Source organism: Aliiroseovarius sediminilitoris (assembly GCF_900109955.1).
Taxonomy (GTDB): domain Bacteria; phylum Pseudomonadota; class Alphaproteobacteria; order Rhodobacterales; family Rhodobacteraceae; genus Aliiroseovarius; species Aliiroseovarius sediminilitoris.
Genome location: NZ_FOJB01000001.1, coordinates 245,882 through 265,166, shown reverse-complemented (window position 1 = coordinate 265,166; position 19,285 = coordinate 245,882). Strand labels below are relative to the sequence as shown.

16 protein-coding genes are annotated in these 19,285 nt (G+C 57.4%); 10 read left to right on the top strand and 6 right to left on the bottom strand.

What is annotated here, in order from left to right; translation table 11 throughout:
• Nucleotides 1–21 precede the first annotated feature (21 nt).
• On the top strand, nucleotides 22–2,694 hold the full coding sequence (secA, locus tag BMY55_RS01245; RefSeq protein ID WP_091427584.1) for a preprotein translocase subunit SecA: 2,673 nt from the start codon (nucleotides 22–24) through the stop codon (nucleotides 2,692–2,694).
• A gap of 87 nt (nucleotides 2,695–2,781) precedes the next feature.
• Nucleotides 2,782–4,341 (top strand): phosphate ABC transporter substrate-binding/OmpA family protein, encoded by a 1,560-nt coding sequence (locus tag BMY55_RS01240; RefSeq protein ID WP_091427582.1) that lies wholly within the window; start codon nucleotides 2,782–2,784, stop codon nucleotides 4,339–4,341.
• A 2-nt stretch (nucleotides 4,342–4,343) separates the two neighbouring features.
• Here BMY55_RS01240 and radC read toward each other — a convergent pair whose 3' ends face one another.
• The 3 genes from radC to dnaK form a co-directional block, all read right to left on the bottom strand.
• Complete coding sequence (radC, locus tag BMY55_RS01235; protein ID WP_091431908.1) at nucleotides 4,344–5,084, bottom strand: RadC family protein; 741 nt, start codon at nucleotides 5,082–5,084, stop codon at nucleotides 4,344–4,346.
• An 85-nt stretch (nucleotides 5,085–5,169) separates the two neighbouring features.
• Nucleotides 5,170–6,312 carry a molecular chaperone DnaJ gene (gene dnaJ, locus BMY55_RS01230; RefSeq protein ID WP_091427580.1) on the bottom strand — a complete coding sequence of 381 codons (1,143 nt, stop codon included), beginning with the start codon at nucleotides 6,310–6,312 and terminating at the stop codon, nucleotides 5,170–5,172.
• Nucleotides 6,313–6,375: 63 nt separating this feature from the next.
• Entirely contained in the window at nucleotides 6,376–8,289 is a 1,914-nt protein-coding gene (dnaK, locus tag BMY55_RS01225) for a molecular chaperone DnaK (protein WP_091427578.1), read from the bottom strand.
• A gap of 192 nt (nucleotides 8,290–8,481) precedes the next feature.
• Between dnaK and BMY55_RS01220 the strand changes: the two genes are divergently transcribed.
• Entirely contained in the window at nucleotides 8,482–9,126 is a 645-nt protein-coding gene (locus BMY55_RS01220; RefSeq protein WP_091427575.1) for an alpha-ketoglutarate-dependent dioxygenase AlkB family protein, read from the top strand.
• On the opposite strand, the gene BMY55_RS01215 is transcribed toward BMY55_RS01220, so the two are convergent.
• On the bottom strand, nucleotides 9,123–9,944 hold the full coding sequence (locus BMY55_RS01215) for an ABC transporter permease (protein WP_091427572.1): 822 nt from the start codon (nucleotides 9,942–9,944) through the stop codon (nucleotides 9,123–9,125). The two genes, BMY55_RS01220 and BMY55_RS01215, sit on opposite strands and share 4 nt — an antisense overlap.
• Before the next feature lie 132 nt (nucleotides 9,945–10,076).
• On the opposite strand from BMY55_RS01215, the gene cysQ reads away from it, so the two are divergent.
• The 7 genes from cysQ (at nucleotide 10,077) to BMY55_RS01180 (ending at nucleotide 18,029) form a co-directional block, all read left to right on the top strand.
• Complete coding sequence (cysQ, locus tag BMY55_RS01210; protein ID WP_091427569.1) at nucleotides 10,077–10,874, top strand: 3'(2'),5'-bisphosphate nucleotidase CysQ; 798 nt, start codon at nucleotides 10,077–10,079, stop codon at nucleotides 10,872–10,874.
• Between the two features lie 3 nt (nucleotides 10,875–10,877).
• The gene (locus tag BMY55_RS01205) at nucleotides 10,878–11,681 is read left to right on the top strand and encodes a 3-deoxy-manno-octulosonate cytidylyltransferase (RefSeq protein ID WP_091427566.1); all 804 of its coding nucleotides are present in this window, start codon (nucleotides 10,878–10,880) and stop codon (nucleotides 11,679–11,681) included.
• Between the two features lie 239 nt (nucleotides 11,682–11,920).
• Nucleotides 11,921–12,817, top strand: coding sequence for a UTP--glucose-1-phosphate uridylyltransferase GalU (gene galU, locus BMY55_RS01200; protein WP_091427563.1), 897 nt, complete (start codon nucleotides 11,921–11,923; stop codon nucleotides 12,815–12,817).
• A 6-nt stretch (nucleotides 12,818–12,823) separates the two neighbouring features.
• Nucleotides 12,824–13,861: a glycosyltransferase family 2 protein gene (locus tag BMY55_RS01195; RefSeq protein WP_322787708.1), complete on the top strand. Its 1,038-nt coding sequence runs from the start codon at nucleotides 12,824–12,826 to the stop codon at nucleotides 13,859–13,861.
• Between the two features lie 40 nt (nucleotides 13,862–13,901).
• Nucleotides 13,902–14,912 carry a glycosyltransferase family 2 protein gene (locus BMY55_RS01190; protein WP_091427558.1) on the top strand — a complete coding sequence of 337 codons (1,011 nt, stop codon included), beginning with the start codon at nucleotides 13,902–13,904 and terminating at the stop codon, nucleotides 14,910–14,912.
• The gene (locus tag BMY55_RS01185) at nucleotides 14,909–16,606 is read left to right on the top strand and encodes a DUF5927 domain-containing protein (protein ID WP_091427555.1); all 1,698 of its coding nucleotides are present in this window, start codon (nucleotides 14,909–14,911) and stop codon (nucleotides 16,604–16,606) included. Before BMY55_RS01190 ends, BMY55_RS01185 begins: the two co-directional genes overlap by 4 nt.
• 4 nt (nucleotides 16,607–16,610) lie before the next feature.
• Nucleotides 16,611–18,029, top strand: coding sequence for a sulfotransferase family 2 domain-containing protein (locus tag BMY55_RS01180; protein ID WP_091427553.1), 1,419 nt, complete (start codon nucleotides 16,611–16,613; stop codon nucleotides 18,027–18,029).
• Nucleotides 18,030–18,036: 7 nt separating this feature from the next.
• On the opposite strand, the gene BMY55_RS01175 is transcribed toward BMY55_RS01180, so the two are convergent.
• Nucleotides 18,037–18,501: a PTS sugar transporter subunit IIA gene (locus tag BMY55_RS01175; RefSeq protein WP_091427551.1), complete on the bottom strand. Its 465-nt coding sequence runs from the start codon at nucleotides 18,499–18,501 to the stop codon at nucleotides 18,037–18,039.
• A gap of 39 nt (nucleotides 18,502–18,540) precedes the next feature.
• Nucleotides 18,541–19,116 carry a ribosome hibernation-promoting factor, HPF/YfiA family gene (gene hpf, locus BMY55_RS01170; protein ID WP_091427549.1) on the bottom strand — a complete coding sequence of 192 codons (576 nt, stop codon included), beginning with the start codon at nucleotides 19,114–19,116 and terminating at the stop codon, nucleotides 18,541–18,543.
• Nucleotides 19,117–19,285 lie beyond the last annotated feature (169 nt).

The following is a 19,285-nucleotide window of genomic DNA, read 5'->3' as shown; positions in this document are numbered from 1 at the left end:
ACCGCATTGAGGCAAGAAAATATGCTTGGAAAAATCGCGCGCAAGGTCTTTGGCACCCCCAATGACCGAATGATCAAAACGACCCGCCCGATCGTCGAACAAATCAACGCGCTTGAGGATGAATTTGCCGCCCTGACGGATGACGGCATCATCGCCAAGACCGAAGAGTTCAAAAAACGCATCGCAGACGGCGAAAAGCTGGATGCGATCCTGCCCGAAGCCTTCGCGAACTGCCGAGAGGCTGCGAAACGCGCGCTGGGCTTGCGGGCATTTGATACGCAGTTGATCGGCGGGATTTTCCTGCACCGTGGAAACATTGCAGAAATGAAGACCGGCGAAGGGAAAACCCTTGTCGCAACCTTCCCCGCCTATCTGAACGCGCTGTCGGGCGACGGTGTCCATATCGTTACGGTGAACGACTATCTGGCCAGGCGTGACGCGGATTGGATGGGCAAGGTTTATGGCGCGTTGGGGCTGACAACCGGCGTTGTCTATCCGCATCAGGCAGATGACGAAAAACGCGCCGCCTATGCCTGTGACGTGACCTATGCGACCAACAATGAGCTTGGGTTCGACTATCTGCGCGACAATATGAAATCCGAACTGAAAGATATGTATCAGCGCGGTCATAATTTTGCGATCGTGGATGAGGTTGACTCGATCCTGATTGACGAGGCGCGCACGCCCCTGATCATCTCTGGTCCGTCCGAAGATCGCTCAGAGCTTTATGTGACCATCGACGCGCTGATCCCAGAGCTGACTGAAGAGCATTATACCATTGACGAAAAGAACCGTGGCGCCACTTTTACCGAGGAAGGCAACGAGTTTCTGGAAGAGGTGCTGCATGCGCGCGGCCTGCTGCCTGAAGGTCAGTCGCTTTACGACCCGGAAAGCACGACCATCGTTCACCACGTCAACCAGGGCTTGCGGGCGCACAAGCTGTTCCAGCGCGACAAGGACTATATTGTGCGCGACGGTGAAGTTGTGCTGATCGACGAATTTACAGGACGCATGATGGCCGGTCGCCGCATGTCTGAAGGCCTGCACCAGGCGATTGAAGCCAAGGAAGGCTGCAAGACACAGCCAGAAAACGTGACCTTGGCATCTGTGACGTTCCAGAACTATTTTCGCTTATACAACAAGTTGTCCGGCATGACCGGCACGGCCCTGACCGAAGCCGATGAATTCGACGAAATCTATGGCTTGGGTGTGGTAGAGATCCCGACCAACCGACCCATTGCGCGGGTGGACGAGCACGATGCCGTCTATCGTACCACGGGCGAGAAATATGGCGCAGTGGTCGAGGAAATCCGCACCGCCAACGAAAAAGGGCAGCCGATCCTGGTCGGCACCACCTCGATTGAGAAATCGGAAACGCTGTCGCAGCTTTTGACTGAAGCGGGCATCAAGCATGACGTTCTGAACGCGCGCCAACACGAGCGTGAAGCGCAGATCGTTGCAGACGCAGGTAAGCTGGGCGCCGTGACAATCGCCACGAATATGGCCGGTCGGGGGACCGACATCAAGCTGGGCGGAAACGTTGAGTTCAAGGTGATGGAGGCGATTGCCGCCAACCCTGATGGCAACCCCGACGAAATCCGCGCCGAGATTGAAGCCGCCCACAAGGCGGATGAACAAGCCGTGAAAGAAGCCGGTGGCCTGTTCGTTCTGGCCACCGAACGTCACGAAAGCCGCCGGATCGACAACCAGTTGCGCGGCCGTTCCGGCCGTCAGGGCGACCCGGGTCGATCATCGTTCTTTCTGTCGCTGGAAGATGACCTGATGCGCATTTTCGGATCCGAGCGGTTGGAAAAGGTGTTGTCCACCCTTGGCATGAAAGAAGGCGAGGCGATCATTCACCCGTGGGTGAACAAGTCACTGGAGCGTGCGCAAGCCAAGGTCGAAGGCCGCAACTTCGACATTCGTAAACAACTGCTGAAGTTTGACGACGTGATGAATGATCAGCGGAAAGCGATCTTTGGTCAGCGTCTGGAAATCATGGAAGCCGAAGACCTGTCCGAGATCGTGGGTGACATGCGCCATCAGGTGATTGACGATCTGGTTGACGTTCATATGCCACCAAAATCCTATGCGGATCAGTGGGATACCCAGGGTTTGCAAGCGGCGGTGATCGAGAATCTGGGCTTCGAAGCCCCGGTAATTGACTGGGCCGCCGAGGAAGGCGTGGACGATGACAGCATTCGCGAACGGCTTTACGATGCATCGGACGCCTTCATGGCCAAGAAAGCCGCAGATTTCGGGCCAGAAACCATGCGGTCCATCGAAAAGCAACTGGTGCTGCAAACGATCGACAGCAAGTGGCGCGATCATCTTCTGACGCTGGATCACCTGCGCTCGGTCGTCGGGTTCCGCGGCTATGCCCAACGTGATCCGCTGAACGAATACAAGAATGAAGCGTTCCAGTTGTTCGAAAGCCTGCTGGATGGTCTGCGTGCCGATGTGACCAAGAAACTGGCCCAGATTCGCCCGATGTCCGAGGAAGAACAGCAGGCGATGATGCAGCAGATGGTCCAGCAGCAGAAGGCGTTGGCGCAGGCTGCGGATGAAGCTCAGGATACGAAGGACGGGTTTGACGAAACCAACCCGGCGACATGGGGCAACCCGTCACGCAACGATCCCTGCCCTTGCGGATCAGGAAAGAAGTTCAAACATTGTCACGGTCGATTGGCATGATCGGTCGCGCTGACAACATCAGTGGTTGAAATCCCGCACGCCAATTCGGATGATTGCGCAAGGGATTTGCACGGGTTGGGGGGCGCCATGAACATTTTGCGCGCGGTCGTCGCGATGGCCTATGTGATGCTGGCAACTGGTCAGGCCGCTGTCGCTGGCGATGTAACGCTGACCTCTCGGGATGGCGAGATCGAGCTGACCGGCACCCTTCTGACCTTCGATGGCGAGTTCTACCGGGTGGATACCGAGTTTGGCATCCTGACCGTCGACAGTTCCGGCGTCACCTGCGAGGGACCGGGTTGCCCAAACCTTGGACCGTTTGTGGCGGAACTGACCATTTCAGGAGCTTATGCGATGGGCGAGGTGTTGTTTCCTGCCCTGGTCGAAGGCTTCGCACTGCGCGAAGGGTATGCGCTCAAACGTGAAGAAGTGTTGGGGATCGGCACGCTCTACACGCTCTATGATGGGGTTTCCGGGCAGGAACAGGCTCGCATAACGATCAAGCTGACCTCGAGCGCCGAAGGGTTTGCAGATCTGTTGGGGCAGCAGGCTGATATGGTTCTGTCGATGCGGCAGGCGTCGACCCGTGAACGCAGCATGGCGCGCGAGGCTGGGTTGGGCGATCTGCGGATTGCGCGGCAAAGCCGGGTGATCGCGCTGGATGCGCTGGTGCCGGTTGTGTCACCGGGTAATCCAGTTACCAAACTGTCCATTGCGCAACTGGCGGCCATCTATGCCGGCAAGATCAGGAATTGGAGCGAGCTTGGCGGCGAAGACGCCCCCATCACGCCCTATCTGATGGATATCGAAGAAGGCTTTGGCCCTGCCTTCATGCAACAAGTCATCGCCGCAAGCGGTGTCAGCCTGTCGGATCGGGTGCGCTTCCATCCGTCGACCAAAGCGTTGAATGATGCCATCGCGCGTGATCCGTTCGGCATCGCGATCACGTCCTTCATGCGCCCCGGCAATGGCGAGGTTGTTCAACTGTCCGGCACCTGTGGCTTCCGCGTGCAGGCATCGGCCCGGTCGATCAAGTCGGAAGATTATCCGCTGACCATGCCAATGTATCTGTATCTGCCCGAGCGGCGTCTGCCGCTTCTGGGGCGCGAGTTTCTGTCTTATCTTCGCACCGACAGCGCGCAGTTCGTGACGCGCCGGGCCGGGTTTGTCGATCAGGCGCTGACGCGTATTCCGATACAGGATCAGGGGGATCGTATGGCCAACGCCGTTTCAGCAGCCGGTGACGAAGTGGCCCTGCCCGAGTTGAAGCGCATGGTGGATATGTTCGACGGCAAGGACCGCTTGTCGATCAGCTTCCGCTTCCAAGGGGGTTCAACCCGGTTGGATGCGCCTTCCCGTTCCAACGTCGCGCTGCTGGCTAAGGCTTTGGAAAGTGGGCGTTTTGATGGGCGTCAGATGGTGTTTGTCGGGTTCTCTGATGGACAGGGCGCGGCGGCGCAAAACCTTGATCTGGCCCGCAAACGCGCCACGGCCGTGCGCAAGCAGGTCTTGGCGCAGCTAGAGGCTTTCGACGATACCCGGGTTGATCTTCAGGTCGATGCGTTTGGTGAAGCGATGCCCATGGCCTGTGACGACAGCGCATGGGGGCGCCGCGTCAACCGTCGGGTCGAAATCTGGGTTGACTGATCTTATAGATACCCCGACCCGCGAAAGCTAAGCTCTGTCGATTTGCCGATGATCAGATGGTCATGCAGTGTCAGACCCAGCGCGGTTGCCGCGTCGTTCACCTGCTGTGTCATCTGAATATCGCTATCAGATGGCGTGGGGTCGCCTGAAGGGTGGTTGTGCACAAGGATGATTGCCGAGGCATTCAGTTCCAGCGCCCGTTTGACCACCTCGCGCGGATAGACCGGCACATGATCCACGGTGCCCTGCCCCTGCGCCTCGTCCGCGATCAGAACGTTTTTACGATCAAGAAACAGCACCCGGAACTGTTCAGTGTCGCGATGCGCCATGGTCGTGTGGCAATAATCCAGCACCGCATCCCAGGATGAAATCACATGCCGCTGAATGACACGGCTGCGCGCCATGCGCTGCGCTGCGGCTTCCACGATCTTCAATTCGGTGATCACAGCGTCACCAATCCCCGGCACATCGCGCAGGCGCTGCACGGGCGCCGTCACCACGCGGTTGAAATCGCCGAATGTGTCCAGCAGACAGCGCGCCAGCGGCTTCACATCCCGTCGCGGAATGGCGCGGAACAGCACAAGCTCTAACATTTCGTAATCCGGCATTGCCTGCGCCCCGCCATCCATGAACCGATCGCGCAGGCGTTTGCGGTGGTCCTTGATATAGGATGGCAGTTTGCCGTCCTTGACCGCCACCGGAAGAACAGGCGCTTCGTCTGCGTCAAACAGCGCCTGTGGCATTTCATCGAACTGGAATTGTCTGCTCTCGGTCATGAGAGCAGACTGCACCAAAAGTGGTGAATGAAAGGTTAACAACGCATGGTTGTTAGCCTTTCATACTGTCCCAAAAACTCTTCACCTTGGTGAAGAAGGATGAGCTTTCGGGATTGTTCTCTTCCGACAGTTTTTCGAAATCGCGCAACAGCTCTTTTTGCTTCGCGGTCAGGTTCACCGGCGTTTCCACCGCAAGTTCGATATACATATCGCCACGCGGCCCGCCCCGCAGGCCCGGCATACCTTTTGACCGCAGACGCATCTGCCGCCCCGATTGGCTGCCCGCCGGGATTTTCACCCGCGACCGGCCGCCGTCGATGGTCGGCACTTCGATATCGCCGCCCAGCGCCGCAGAGGCCATCGAGACTGGCACGCGACAATGAAGATGCGGGCCTTCGCGGTCGAAGATCGGGTGCTCGGCCACGTCGATGAAGATATACAGATCCCCCGTCGGACCACCGCGCAATCCGGCTTCGCCTTCGCCAGACAAACGGATCCGCGTGCCGGTTTCCACCCCTGCCGGGATGTTGACCGACAGTGAGCGTTCCTTGTGCTTGCGGCCCGCGCCACCGCAGCTTTTGCAGGGGTTCTGGATCATCTGCCCGGTGCCCTGACAGGTTGGGCAGGTGCGTTCGACGGTAAAGAACCCTTGCTGGGCACGCACTTTTCCCATGCCCGAACAGGTCGGACAAACGGTTGGTTCGGCCCCCGCTTCGGCCCCTGTGCCACTGCATTCGTCGCAGGACACGGATGTCGGCACGTTGATGGTCTTTTGTAGCCCTGCGAACGCTTCTTCCAGCGTCACACGCAGGTTATAGCGCAGATCAGACCCTCGTTGCGCGCGCGCGCCGCCGCCACGACCGCCGCCCATGAAGTCACCGAACAGGTCGTCGAACACATCGGAAAACGCACTGGCGAAATCGCCATTGCCGCCATGGTGCCCGCCACCGGGACGGCCGCCCATGCCGCCATCAAAGGCAGCATGCCCAAACCGGTCATAGGCCGCTTTCTTGTCGGCATCCTTCAGCACGTCATAAGCCTCGTTCGCCTCTTTGAACTGGGCTTCGGCATCAGGGTTGTCCGAGTTGCGATCAGGGTGAAGCTCTTTTGCCTTCTTGCGGTAAGCCTTTTTCAGCTCCTCCGCAGACGCGCCCTTCGACACTCCGAGAACTTCGTAATAATCACGCTTTGACATGGAAATCTCCCTTTGGGAGGGGGCAGGGCTGCAAGGGCAGCCCCGCCCGTTACCTATTCAGACTTAACGCTTGTTTTCGTCGTCAAGGTCTTCGAAGTCGGCGTCGACAATGTCGTCATCCACCGCCGAAGGGCCATCGGCGTCTTCGGGCTCTTCGCCAGCCGCTTCTTCTTGTTGCGACTTATAGATCGCTTCACCCAGCTTCATGGCCGCTTCGGTGACGTTCTGGATGCCCGACTTGATCTTGTCGGCATTGTCTTCTTCCATCACATCCTTCAGCGCGGCAATGGCCAGCTCGATCGCTTCGATCGTGGTCGGGTCGACCTTGTCGTTATGCTCTTCCATCGCCTTTTCGGTCGAATGGATCAGGCTTTCGGCCTGGTTCTTGGCTTCGACAAGCTCTTTGCGCTCCTTATCGGCCTCGGCATTGGCTTCGGCGTCTTTCACCATGGCTTCGATGTCGTCATCCGACAGACCGCCCGAGGCTTGAATGGTGATCTTCTGCTCTTTGCCCGTGCCTTTGTCCTTGGCGCCCACTTCCACGATGCCGTTGGCGTCGATGTCGAAGGTCACTTCGATCTGCGGCATGCCACGCGGTGCGGGCGGGATGTCTTCCAGATTGAACTGGCCAAGGATCTTGTTATCGGCGGCCATTTCACGCTCACCCTGGAACACGCGCAGCGTCACGGCGTTCTGGTTGTCTTCCGCGGTCGAGAAGATCTGCGACTTCTTGGTCGGGATCGTCGTGTTGCGGTCGATCAGGCGTGTGAACACACCACCCAGCGTTTCGATGCCCAGCGACAGCGGGGTCACGTCCAGAAGCACAACGTCTTTCACGTCGCCTTGCAGAACACCGGCCTGAATGGCGGCACCCATGGCCACAACCTCGTCCGGGTTCACACCTTTGTGGGGTTCCTTGCCGAAGAATTTCGACACTTCTTCGATGACCTTCGGCATACGGGTCATACCACCGACCAGAACCACCTCGTCGATGTCGTCTTTCGACAGACCAGCGTCTTTCAGCGCAGCCTGGCAGGGCTTCATCGAGCGTTTGATCAGGTCCGACACAAGGCTTTCCAGCTTGGCGCGGGTCAGCTTCATGACCATGTGCAAGGGCGAGCCATCCGACCCCATCGAGATGAAGGGCTGGTTGATCTCGGTCTGCGACGAGCTGGACAGCTCGATCTTGGCTTTTTCGGCGGCTTCTTTCAGGCGTTGCAAGGCCATCTTGTCTTTCGACAGATCGACCTGGTTTTCCTTTTTGAACTCATCGACCAGATACTGAACGATGCGCATGTCGAAGTCTTCACCGCCAAGGAACGTGTCGCCGTTGGTGGATTTCACTTCAAAGAGGCCGTCGTCGATTTCCAGAATGGTCACGTCGAACGTGCCGCCGCCAAGGTCATAAACCGCGATGGTGTGGGTTTCCGACTTGTCCAGGCCATAGGCCAGTGCAGCAGCCGTCGGTTCGTTGATGATGCGCAACACTTCAAGGCCAGCGATCTTGCCGGCGTCTTTGGTGGCCTGACGCTGGGCGTCATTGAAATAGGCGGGCACGGTGATCACGGCCTGAGTGACTTCCTCACCCAAATAGCTTTCTGCCGTCTCTTTCATCTTGCCCAGAATGAAGGCCGAGATTTGCGAGGGCGAATATTTCTGCCCGGCAGCTTCAACCCATGCGTCACCATTGCCACCATCTACGATGGCGTAAGGGACAAGCTTCTTGTCTTTCTCGACAGCCGGGTCTTGCATGTTGCGACCGATCAGGCGCTTCACTGCAAAGACGGTGTTGTCGGGGTTGGTGACAGCCTGACGTTTTGCCGACTGACCAACAAGGCGTTCGTCGTCCTTGAAGGCGACGATCGAAGGCGTCGTGCGTGCGCCTTCTGCGTTTTCAATGACCCGCGGTTGCGAGCCGTCCATGATGGCAACACAAGAGTTGGTGGTGCCGAGGTCGATACCGATGACTTTAGCCATGCTCAAAATCCTCTCTTAGGCGATGTTGTGGGAGCCGACCTTGCAAAGCATCGGCCCCTGATCCCAGATTTCTGACCGAATGGGCGTACCCCAGTCCGGCGTCTGGGCGTATATAAGTAGGGGAAATGGGGCCTGCAAGCGTTCAAGGGGCCGCAAAGGGCCAAAAAACGAGTCATTTTCAGGGTTTTGCCTATGATTGCGCACGACATTCCCCCGATGGATCTGGCAGGGGCGAGGCTTTTCAAGGGGATGCTGGATCGCCCAACACAGGAAGCGCTTGTTTCTGCACTGCGCGATGTGGTGTCTGTTGCACCTTTTTTCCACCCCGAAACGCGGTGGGGCAAGCAGATGTCTGTGCGGATGACATCGGCGGGACGTCTGGGCTGGGTGTCGGACCGGCGGGGTTATCGTTATGAGCCGCGCCACCCGACAGGTGCGCCTTGGCCCGAAATCCCCGACCTTGCGCTTGAGGTCTGGCGTGCTGTGTCAGGCGCGGATCGGCTGCCCGACTGTTGTTTGGTCAACTATTACGGCGATGGTGCGCGGATGGGGCTGCATCAGGACCGGGACGAAGGTGATTTCTCGTTTCCGGTCGTGTCGATCAGCCTTGGCGATGATGCGCTGTTTCGGATTGGCGGGATCAAGCGGCAGGGATCGACGCAGTCCGCTTGGCTTGGCTCCGGTGACGTTCTGGTGCTGGACGGTCCTTCGCGGCTGGCCTATCACGGGATTGATCGTTTGCGCTTTGGGTCTTCCGACCTTCTGCGTGACCGTGGGCGGATCAACCTGACGCTTCGTGTGGTCGAGATCGCACCAACCGCATCTGATGAGGTTTAACGCCGGGCTTCCCAACTGGCCGACACATACCTGCGGCCGTAGCTGTCGCCCAGCAGGCCAAGAAAGGCCAACACGATCGACACGATCAGTGCATACTGCCAGCTTGTGTAATGCGGAACATAATTGATGAAGGCATAGCCGCGTGCCTGATCAATAATATGAAACAGCGGGTTCCACGAAAACAGGGCCAGCATGAAAAACGGCAAAGTGTTCGCGACAAACATCTTGCCTGATGCAAACATGTTCACCCGCATGTAAAGCGTTGTGGCGACCTGCGTGAATCGCGGGAACCATGGTTTCAGGGCCATGAAAACGATGCCGACTGAAACGCCGTTGAACCAGCCGAGCAACAGCATCATGAATGCCCCGCCCGGATCGTATATTTCAACCGGCTTGAACGCCAGGCTGTAAATCGTAAGCACCACGACGATGGACAGGGTCTGCAGGTAAAGTGCCCCCAGGGCGGCTGCGGTGATGGATACGAGCGTGTTCATCGGTCCATGCAGCATCATGGTTGATGTCGCGCCTGCCGCAGTTGCCACCGATTTCATGGTTTTGATGTTCGTCATGAAGATGAAAATGCCCGACATGATGTAGAGCAGGAAATCCCCGCGAATGGCGCTTGTCCTCAGGCCGAACACGCTTATCATCACGAAGAAAATCGCGACCATCAGAAGCGATTGAAGGATATTGATCAGCAGGCCGACTATCGCATTTGGGTGTGACTTTCGAAGGTCATAGACCGTCGCGTGATAGATCACCGACACCATTGAGGCCGCAGCCTCCAACCGGGTTCTGTTCACTTTCACTTCAAACATGGCGCTGCCTTTTTGCCCGCAATGGGGGGATTCTCGCAGGGAATTCTTGCCGTTCCTTTACTCAATCATCATAAGTGGGCGAAATTATGTAATCAACCGGGCCGCACAGCTTGGCGGGTAAGGAGCAAGACCTTGGATTTTGACCGTTTGGAAAGCGTTATGCGCAAACTGGCGCTTGCGGCTGGTGATGTGATAATGGAGATCTACAATTCGGATGATTTTGATGTCCGGTCGAAGTCTGATGACAGCCCGGTGACGGCTGCCGACGAAGCGGCTGACGCCGTGATCTCGGCGGGTTTGCGAGACGCCTTTCCAGACGTGTTGTTGGTGACGGAAGAGCAAGCCGATAGCCACGGGCAGCAGGCCGACGCGTTTTTGATCGTTGATCCTTTGGACGGCACCAAGGAATTCATTCACCGGCGCGGGGATTTCACCGTCAACATCGCCTATGTGGAGGACGGCACACCCGTTCGCGGTGTCGTCTATGCCCCCGCAAAAGGTCGAATGTTCTTCACCCGCGCCGATGGCAGCAGTGTCGAGGAACAAGGCCCTTTCGATAGGGGCGCGGTTGGGCCCCTGTCCCCGATTTCTGTCACGTCGCCGGATAATGCGGCGCTGATGGTCGTGGCCTCAAAGTCGCACCGTGATCAGGCCACGGATGATTACATCGGAAAATATGCCGTCAAGGACATGCGGTCGGCGGGCAGTTCGCTGAAATTCTGTCTGGTGGCAACGGGCGAAGCGGACATCTATCCCCGTGTCGGCCGCACGATGGAATGGGACACCGCCGCAGGACATGCGGTGCTGAAAGGCGCGGGTGGAGATGTGGTGCGCTTTGACGACCATGCGCCGCTGACCTATGGCAAGCCGGATTATGCCAACCCGTTTTTCATTGCCTACGCCCCAGGGGTCGACCTGAAGAAAGCCTGATGGATGAGTGTTCTGATCGTCATCCCGGCGCGCTACGCCTCGGTCCGTTATCCAGGTAAGGCACTGGTGCCACTGCGCGGTGCGACCGGGCAAGAAAAGTCTCTGATCCAGCGCAGTTGGGATGCGGCGCAGGCAGTAGGCGGTGTGGACCGCGTTGTCATTGCGACAGATGATCACCGTATCCGCACCGAGGCTGAAGGCTTCGGAGCCGAAGTTGTCATGACATCTGCGACCTGTCGAAATGGCACCGAGCGTTGTGCCGAAGCGTTGGATGCGTTGGGCGGTGCCTTTGATATTGTGGTGAACCTGCAAGGCGATGCCCCGCTGACGCCGCCCTGGTTTGTCGAGGATCTGATTGCTGCGTTGAACGCCCACCCGATTGCCGAGATGGCGACACCGGTTCTGCGATGTGATGGCCGGGCCCTTGGTGGCTTTCTTGACGACCGCCGCGCCGGGCGGGTTGGGGCGACAACGGCGGTGTTCGGGGCCGAGGGCAAAGCGCTCTATTTTTCGAAAGAGGTGATCCCGCACGTCGCAGACGGCGCATGGGACGATCACACCGTGACCCCGGTGTTTCACCATGTGGGCGTCTATGCCTATCGCCCCGCCGCCTTGGCAGCCTATGCGCGCTGGACGCCCGGACCGCTGGAACAGTTGGAAGGATTGGAGCAGTTACGCTTTCTGGAAAGGGATCACCCCGTGCAATGTGTCGAAGTCGACGCGCGCGGGCAACAGTTCTGGGAATTGAACAACCCCGAAGATGTCACGAGAATCGAACGCATCCTGGGCGAGCTTGGCATGGCCTAGGTCGACGCCATTGCCGACGCTTCGCATACGCAGCGGGCAATCGACCGCACCTTTTCGCCGAAAAATGGAATTACCTTGAGAAAAGCCGCTGATTGACCCAATATCGTGAACAATTGCCATGAAGTTGTCAGATTTTTCGCCCATTGGTGTTCGGTATATAGTTTAAGCCTGCACAGGTAATTTATTTGTTGGCCCATCGGACGTATATTCAGACGGATCGGTCAAGACAGAGGTGTTTTATGACGCACAAAAAGGTCACCAAGGCCATTTTCCCGGTCGCAGGGTTGGGAACGCGTTTCCTGCCCGCCACAAAATCGATTCCGAAAGAGATCATGACGCTGGTCGATCGCCCGTTGATCCAATACGCAATCGACGAAGCGCGCGCGGCGGGGATCAAGGAATTTCTTTTTGTGACATCACGCGGCAAAGGCGCGCTTGAGGACTATTTCGACAATTCACCCATTCTGGAGCAGGAATTGCGGAAAAAGGGCAAAGACGCCCTGTTGGAAATCCTGAAAGACACCAATATGGAAAGCGGCGCGATCGCCTATATACGCCAGCACAAGGCGTTGGGGCTGGGACATGCGGTCTGGTGCGCCCGCCGTCTTATCGGCAACGAACCATTCGCGGTCATCCTGCCTGATGACGTGATCGCCGCCGAAAAACCCTGTCTGCAACAGATGGTTGAAGCCTATCGCGAAACAGGGGGTTGCATGGTGGCCGCCATGGAGGTGCCCGCCGAGAAGGCCAGCGCCTATGGCGTCCTTGACGTGAAGCAGGACATGGGCACCATGGTGTCGGTCAAGGGCATGGTCGAAAAACCAGCCATCGAAAACGCGCCGTCGAACCTGGCAGTGATTGGCCGCTATATCCTGACGCCTGATGTTCTGCGCAGTCTGAACAAGATGAAAAGCGGCGCAGGGGGGGAAATTCAACTGACCGACGCCATCGCCTCGGAAATCAAGCGGGGGCGCGATGTGTTTGGGTATCGGTTCCGTGGCCAGCGGTTCGATTGCGGATCCAAAGCGGGTTTTTTGCAAGCGACTGTTGCCTTTGGCATGGCGCGTGAAGAGCTTCGGGAAGAGTTTTCCGACTATCTCCATGATATCGTTACACAGCAAAAGGCTGCCGAGTAATCCCCTGTGCGAGAGGACGGACGGGATCTGTGGTCAGCCTATCGGATGCGGTGGAAGCGCCGCCGTTTGATCTGGCGATCCGTCCGGTCGCGCCACGACCTTGAATCGGTGGTGGATCGCACGGACCGGATCGATCCCGACCATGTGCTGGCCTTTTCTACAGCGCGCAACGAATACACGCGGTTGCCGCATTTCCTGACCCATTACCGTACCTTGGGTGTCGGGCATTTTCTGTTCGTTCTGAACAACAGCGACGATGCGTCCGAAGGCTTTCTTGCGGACCAACCCGACGTGTCTTTGTGGCGTACCCATGACAGCTACAAGGCGTCGCGCTTCGGGGTCGATTGGACCACATGGCTTCAGTTTCGTTTTGGGAATCGTCACTGGTGCCTGACCGTCGATGTGGACGAGCTGTTGGTCTATCCTCACAGCGATACCCGGACCCTGTCCGATCTGACCGCACGTCTGGCGCAAACGAATGCTACCGCGATGGGCGCGTTGATGCTGGATATGTATCCGAAGGGGCCGCTGGACCAAGCGACATACACGCCGGGTCAGGATCCAACCGAGATATTGCAGTATTTCGATGCCGCTCCTTATCGGGCGCAGCGGCAATTCCCCGCGCAGAATCTGTGGGTGCAGGGCGGGCCGCGTGATCGAGCTTTCTTTGCCGACCACCCCGCCCGCGCCCCGACCCTGAACAAGTTGCCGCTTGTGCACTGGAATAGACGCTTCGCCTATCTGAACTCGACCCATTCGGCGCTGCCGCCGCGCCTGAATCACGCTTGGGACGGACCTGCGTGCATTTCGGGCGACGATCGTTTGTCAGGCGCGCTTTTGCACACAAAGTTCCTGCCGGACGTCGTGACCCGGTCACGCGAGGAGAAGATGCGGCAGGAGCATTTCGGACAGCCCGAAGATTTCGATGCCTATTACGACTGGCTCTCATCCGCACCCGATCTGTGGCACGACCAGTCGGTGGCCTATCAAGGCTGGCGTCCGCTGATGGAAATGGGGCTTATTTCCAATGGCGGCTGGGCCTAAACAAGTGATAGCGTAATACCAGTTTGATACGGGGAAGATCTTGGGCGTCTGGACATCATACCGACTGCGACTGAAACGCAAGCAATGCCAGATCCGGGCATTTCGCAAACGGCGCGAACTGACCGAGATTGCCAATCGAACCGAGGCTATCGCGCCAAACGATATTCTGTGCTTTTCGACGATCCGCAATGAATGTATCCGGCTTCCATTCTTCCTCAACTACTATCGCGACCTTGGCGTGAACCATTTCTTCTTTGTCGATAATGGATCGGAGGATGGCGGCCCCACGTATTTGGCAGACCAGCCCGATGTCTCGTTGTGGTCCACAGACGCCAGCTACAAGAACGCCAATTTCGGCGTGAACTGGACCGGATGGCTGCAACGCAAATATGCCCATGGGCATTGGTCGCTAGTGGTCGATCCTGATGAATTCCTGATCTATCCCTTTTGCGACACGCGTCCGATCCGGGCGCTGACCGACTGGTTGGACAATTCGGGTGTCAGATCATTTGGCGTCATGCTTCTGGACATGTATCCCAAAGGTCCGATGCACAGTCTCAGTTATGTCTCCGGGCAAAACCCGTTCGAGGTTGCGGACTGGTTTGACAGCGGCAACTACACCATTACCAGGAATCCCAAATATGGAAACCTGTGGATACAAGGCGGCCCCCGCGCCCGCGCCTTTTTTCGGGACAAGCCCGAGAAGGCCCCCGCCCTGAACAAGATTCCGCTGGTGAAATGGAACAGAAACTACACCTATGTCAGTTCAACCCACGCGCTTTTGCCGCGGGGCCTGAACCTTGTCTATGATCAATGGGGCGGTGAGAAAGCCTCGGGCTGCTTGCTGCACGCCAAATTCCTGGACACATTCAAGGATAAGTCGGTGGAAGAACTGAAGCGCGGGCAACACTATGCCAACAGTCACGAATACCGCGCCTATCACGATGGCACCAACGAGGATACCGACCTGTGGTGCGACTGGAGCGAGAAGTATCTGAACTGGCGCCAGCTTGAGATGCTGGGCCTGATGTCGAAAGGAAACTGGGCATGAGCCTTGGCATCGTCATGCTGGTGCACGACGCGCTTGATCGCGCCGAGCAGTTGGTGCGCCATTGGGCGACGCATGACTGCCCCGTCGTCGTGCATGTCGATGCCTTTGTGTCGCGTGACGACTTCGCAAATTTCACTGCCGCGTTGGGTGATTTGGACAACGTCCGGTTCTGCAAACGCCGTCACTGCGAATGGGGCACATGGTCCTTGGTCGCGGCCAGTCAGACGGCCGCTGAAGCCATGTTAGAGACATTTCCCGACGTGAAACACGTCCTGCTGGCATCTGGTAGCTGTCTGCCGTTGCGCCCCGTTTCCGAGATGCGGTCTTATCTGAGCAACCGTCCGCAAACCGACTTTATCGAAAGCGTCACGACCGAAGATGTGCCGTGGACCATCGGCGGGCTGGACATCGAACGGTTCACGCTTCGGTTTCCGTTTTCGTGGAAACGACACCGCCGCCTGTTCGACCGATACGTCAGCATTCAGCGCAGGCTCAGGATCAAACGCCCCATCCCGGATGGGATAGTGCCGCATCTGGGCAGCCAGTGGTGGTGTTTGACGCGGGCCACCCTGACGGCGATCCTGAACGATCCGCATCGACCTGCCTATGACCGATATTTCAGGCGCGTCTGGATCCCTGATGAAAGCTATTATCAGACCCTGACCCGCCGTCATTCGACCCGGATCGAGAGCCGGTCGCTGACTCTGTCAAAGTTTGATTTTCAGGGGAAGCCACACGTGTTTCATGATGACCATCTGCAACTGTTGCGACGGTCCGATTGCTTTGTTGCCCGCAAGGCGTGGAGATACGCAGACAAGTTGTATGACAGCTTTTTATCCGAACAGAAGATCGTCCTCACCGGCGCCGAACCCAACCCCGGCAAGATCGACCGAATCTTTACCAAGGCCATCGAAAGGCGCACGAAGGGACGGCCTGGCCTTTATATGCCAAGCCGTTTTCCACGGGCCGGGCATGAAGGTAACATAACCGCCGCGCGCTATACCGTTCTGGAAGGGTTTTCCGAACTGTTCGAAGGGTTTGACCAATGGTTGGCCGATACCATCAGCGCCCGTGTTCACGGCCACCTGTTTGCCGAAGATAAAGCACATTTTGCGGGCGGTGCGCAGGTCTTCTTCGGCGCGCTCACCGATTCTGCCAGCCTGCGAGACTATAACCCCAAAGCCTTTCTGACCAATCTGATATGGAACACGCGAGGCGAGCGCCAGTGCTTTCAGTACGGACCAAAGGACAATCAAGACCTGTCCTGGGTTATGGCCAAAGACCCGAACGCACGCGTTTATGTCGTATCCGGGGCCTGGGCGGTGCCACTGTTTCATTCAAACCGCAACTTTTCGGACATCCGGTGCGAGGCGGCGCGCTTGCAAAAGATTGAAAGCGAACACCTGACTGCGCTGCGATCCAGCTATGCGCGGGCGCGCACGCAAATCTGGTCGCTGGCCGATTTCGTGCTGAATCCATCAGAGCCTCTGCAAAGCGTGGTGGATGACATTGGCCCGCGGAAAACCGGAGCTTTGCAGAGCATGCCAAAAATGAAGCCTCTTCGCGGCTTTGGGCAATTTTTGCAGGATTTGAAGAATCAGGGGATGCATCCCTATCTGATGGGTGATTTCCCGGCTGGGCATGACCTTGTGCCCACCACCCGCATTCAGCGCAAACCCTATCTGGTGAAGTGATCTTATGACCGGCCCGTTTGATTGTTTCATCATTTTCGCCGAGATGCGCACCGGTTCAAACTTTCTGGAAAGCAATCTGGATCAGTTTCCCGGCCTCAAATGTTATGGCGAGGCGTTCAACCCGTATTTCATGGTGACGCCAAAGACAGAAGTGCTGTTTGACATCACCGTGGCGATGCGGGATGCGGACCCGATGCTGCTGTTGGAGCGAATGAAGTCCGAAACAGACGGTCTGCCGGGTTTTCGCTTCTTTCACGACCATGACCCGCGTGTATTCAATGCGCTGATCGACGATCCGCGCTGCGCCAAGATCGTGCTGACCCGAAACCCCGTCGACGCCTATGTGTCCCGCAGAATCGCGATGGCGACTGACCAATGGCAGTTGAGCGACCAGAGCGATGCCCGCAAGCAACCGGCGCGTTTCATCCCGGACGAATTCGAGAAGCTGTTTTATCGATTCAAGAGCTTTCAGTTGAAGATCAAGGATCGTCTACAACGCTCTGGTCAGGTGGCGTTCTACATCGACTATGAAGAAGCGCAAAGTCTAAGCGTTATCAACGGCTTGGCGAAATATCTGGGCGAACAGACCGAGATCACGCAATTCGCCAGCACCTTCAAGAAACAGAATCCCGAACCCCTCTCGGACAAGGTGCAGAACTTCGAGCTTTTGGCGTCAACGGTCGCCCGAATTGATATATTTGATCTTCACAAGTCGCCGAGTTTTGAGCCCGGTCGCCCGCCCGCCTTGAAAACATATCTGGCGTCAGATGAATTGCAGTTGGTGTTTCTGCCGATTGCAGGGGGGCCGTCAGATCAGGTCACAGGCTGGATGGAGGCCGCTGGCCCCTTGCTCCGGGATTTCTCGCAAAAGGCCCTGCGGCAGTGGAAGCGGCGGCACAAGGCGCATCGCAGCTTCACCGTTTTACGGCACCCGGTGGCGCGGTTGCATTCGGTGTTTTGCGACCTTGTGGCTTTTCAAGAAAATGACCCGGATTGGGATCTGAAGCACGCCTTGCGGCATAATCATGGAGTGGCGTTGCCCACCAGCCCTGACGCGCCTTGGACGCTGACCGATCACCAAGACGCGTTTGCGCGGTTCATCGCGTTTGTTGCAGAGTCGCTTGGTGGTCAGACAGGTATCAATGTCGATCCGCGCTGGGCATCACAAGCGGCAACCGTCAATGGGTTTGCGGGGTTTGCCCTGCCCGATCACATCTTGCGGGAGGATCAGCTTGCCGCCGCGCTTGGTCATTTACTGGCCGAGGTGCAAGCCGGTGCCGCGCCCACCCTGCCCGCTGCGTCACCCGATGCGCCGTTTTCCTTGGATCAGGTCTATTCAGACGAGATCGAGACCGCTGTGCGCAAAGCGTATCAACGTGATTATATGATGTTTGGATTTCGGTCCTGGGGCGCGTCGGACTGATCCGCGATCACGCCGCTTTGTTCGACAGGCTTTCGGTCAGCAACGCATGAAGGGTTGCGGCCTCGGTATTGGCGCGCAGCTTGGTGCAGATCGAGGCATCCCGCATGGTGCGCGATACCAAGGCAAGGGCTTTCAGGTGGTCGACACCAGAATCTTCCGGCGCGAACAAGGCGAAGACCAGATCAACGGGTTGTTTGTCCACGGCGCCGAAATCAAACGGCTTCTCTACCCGCATGAAGCAGCCGACAACCTTGTCCAGCCCATGCAGGCGGGCATGAGGCAATGCCACCCCGCGGCCCACACCGGTGGGCCCCAGGGTTTCGCGTTGCTGAAGTGCGGTGAACGCCTCGCCACCGTTGATGCCGTAACATTCCATCACAACGTCGCCAAGGTCCTGAAACAGGCGCTTCTTGGAAGACACTGTCGATACGACCTTTACGGCCGACGGCTTGAGGATGCTCGAAAGTTCCATCGCCAACAACTTTCCCCACCCACCTGTCAGGTGGGAGGCTTACACTGCATTTTTAGGGTCGATCCAGCCCACATTACCGTCTTCACGGCGATAGACCACATTCATCCCCTCGGTTTTCTCGTTGCGGAAAACCAGAACGGGCGCATGTGCCAGCTCCATCTGCATGACCGCTTCGCCGACCGAAAGCGATGGAATCTGAGTTTCCATCTCGGCGATGATCATGGGCTGGAGTGAGGCGTCGTCTGCTTCGTCCTGACCTTCTTCTGAGGCGAGGATATACGAGGACCCGCCGAAAACTTCAACCGGGTCCACACGATCCTTATGGTGATCCTTCAATCGACGCTTGTAGCGGCGCAATTGCTTCTCCATTTTCTCGGCGCAATTGTCGAAAGCTGCATAGATTTCGGTGGCGACCCCCTTTGCCTGGGCGGTCAATCCGGTGGACAGATGCACGATCGTTTCACACACATATTCATGGGCGCTTTTTGAAAAGATCACTTGGGCCCGCGTGGGGCGTTCAGCGTATTTTTGAACGACACCACCCAGTTCCTCCTTGACGTGAACCTGAAGGGCATCACCGATGTCGATTTGCTTGCCACTGATTTGATATTGCATCCATACCTCCTATGGTAGTGCAGGCCTCAAAAATGCCTTTCTCGGACGAGGGAAGGCGAATTCCTATATAAATTACATAGTGTTGTGAGTGCTTTGAACAACCTTACCCGTCCAAATTCATTTGGACGATCCGCCATGCATTTCCCGAACTCGGGGGGACAGGAACAAA

Bases quoted from the DNA above. Each gene is read 5' to 3' on its own strand.
- secA (WP_091427584.1), top strand. From the start codon at position 22: ATGCTTGGAAAAATCGCGCGCAAGGTCTTTGGCACCCCCAATGACCGA.
- BMY55_RS01240 (WP_091427582.1), top strand. From the start codon at position 2,782: ATGAACATTTTGCGCGCGGTCGTCGCGATGGCCTATGTGATGCTGGCA.
- radC (WP_091431908.1), bottom strand. From the start codon at position 5,084: ATGCCACAGGCGCTGTTTGACGCAGACGAAGCGCCTGTTCTTCCGGTG.
- dnaJ (WP_091427580.1), bottom strand. From the start codon at position 6,312: ATGTCAAAGCGTGATTATTACGAAGTTCTCGGAGTGTCGAAGGGCGCG.
- dnaK (WP_091427578.1), bottom strand. From the start codon at position 8,289: ATGGCTAAAGTCATCGGTATCGACCTCGGCACCACCAACTCTTGTGTT.
- BMY55_RS01220 (WP_091427575.1), top strand. From the start codon at position 8,482: ATGATTGCGCACGACATTCCCCCGATGGATCTGGCAGGGGCGAGGCTT.
- BMY55_RS01215 (WP_091427572.1), bottom strand. From the start codon at position 9,944: ATGTTTGAAGTGAAAGTGAACAGAACCCGGTTGGAGGCTGCGGCCTCA.
- BMY55_RS01205 (WP_091427566.1), top strand. From the start codon at position 10,878: ATGAGTGTTCTGATCGTCATCCCGGCGCGCTACGCCTCGGTCCGTTAT.
- galU (WP_091427563.1), top strand. From the start codon at position 11,921: ATGACGCACAAAAAGGTCACCAAGGCCATTTTCCCGGTCGCAGGGTTG.
- BMY55_RS01185 (WP_091427555.1), top strand. From the start codon at position 14,909: ATGAGCCTTGGCATCGTCATGCTGGTGCACGACGCGCTTGATCGCGCC.
- BMY55_RS01180 (WP_091427553.1), top strand. From the start codon at position 16,611: ATGACCGGCCCGTTTGATTGTTTCATCATTTTCGCCGAGATGCGCACC.
- BMY55_RS01175 (WP_091427551.1), bottom strand. From the start codon at position 18,501: ATGGAACTTTCGAGCATCCTCAAGCCGTCGGCCGTAAAGGTCGTATCG.
- hpf (WP_091427549.1), bottom strand. From the start codon at position 19,116: ATGCAATATCAAATCAGTGGCAAGCAAATCGACATCGGTGATGCCCTT.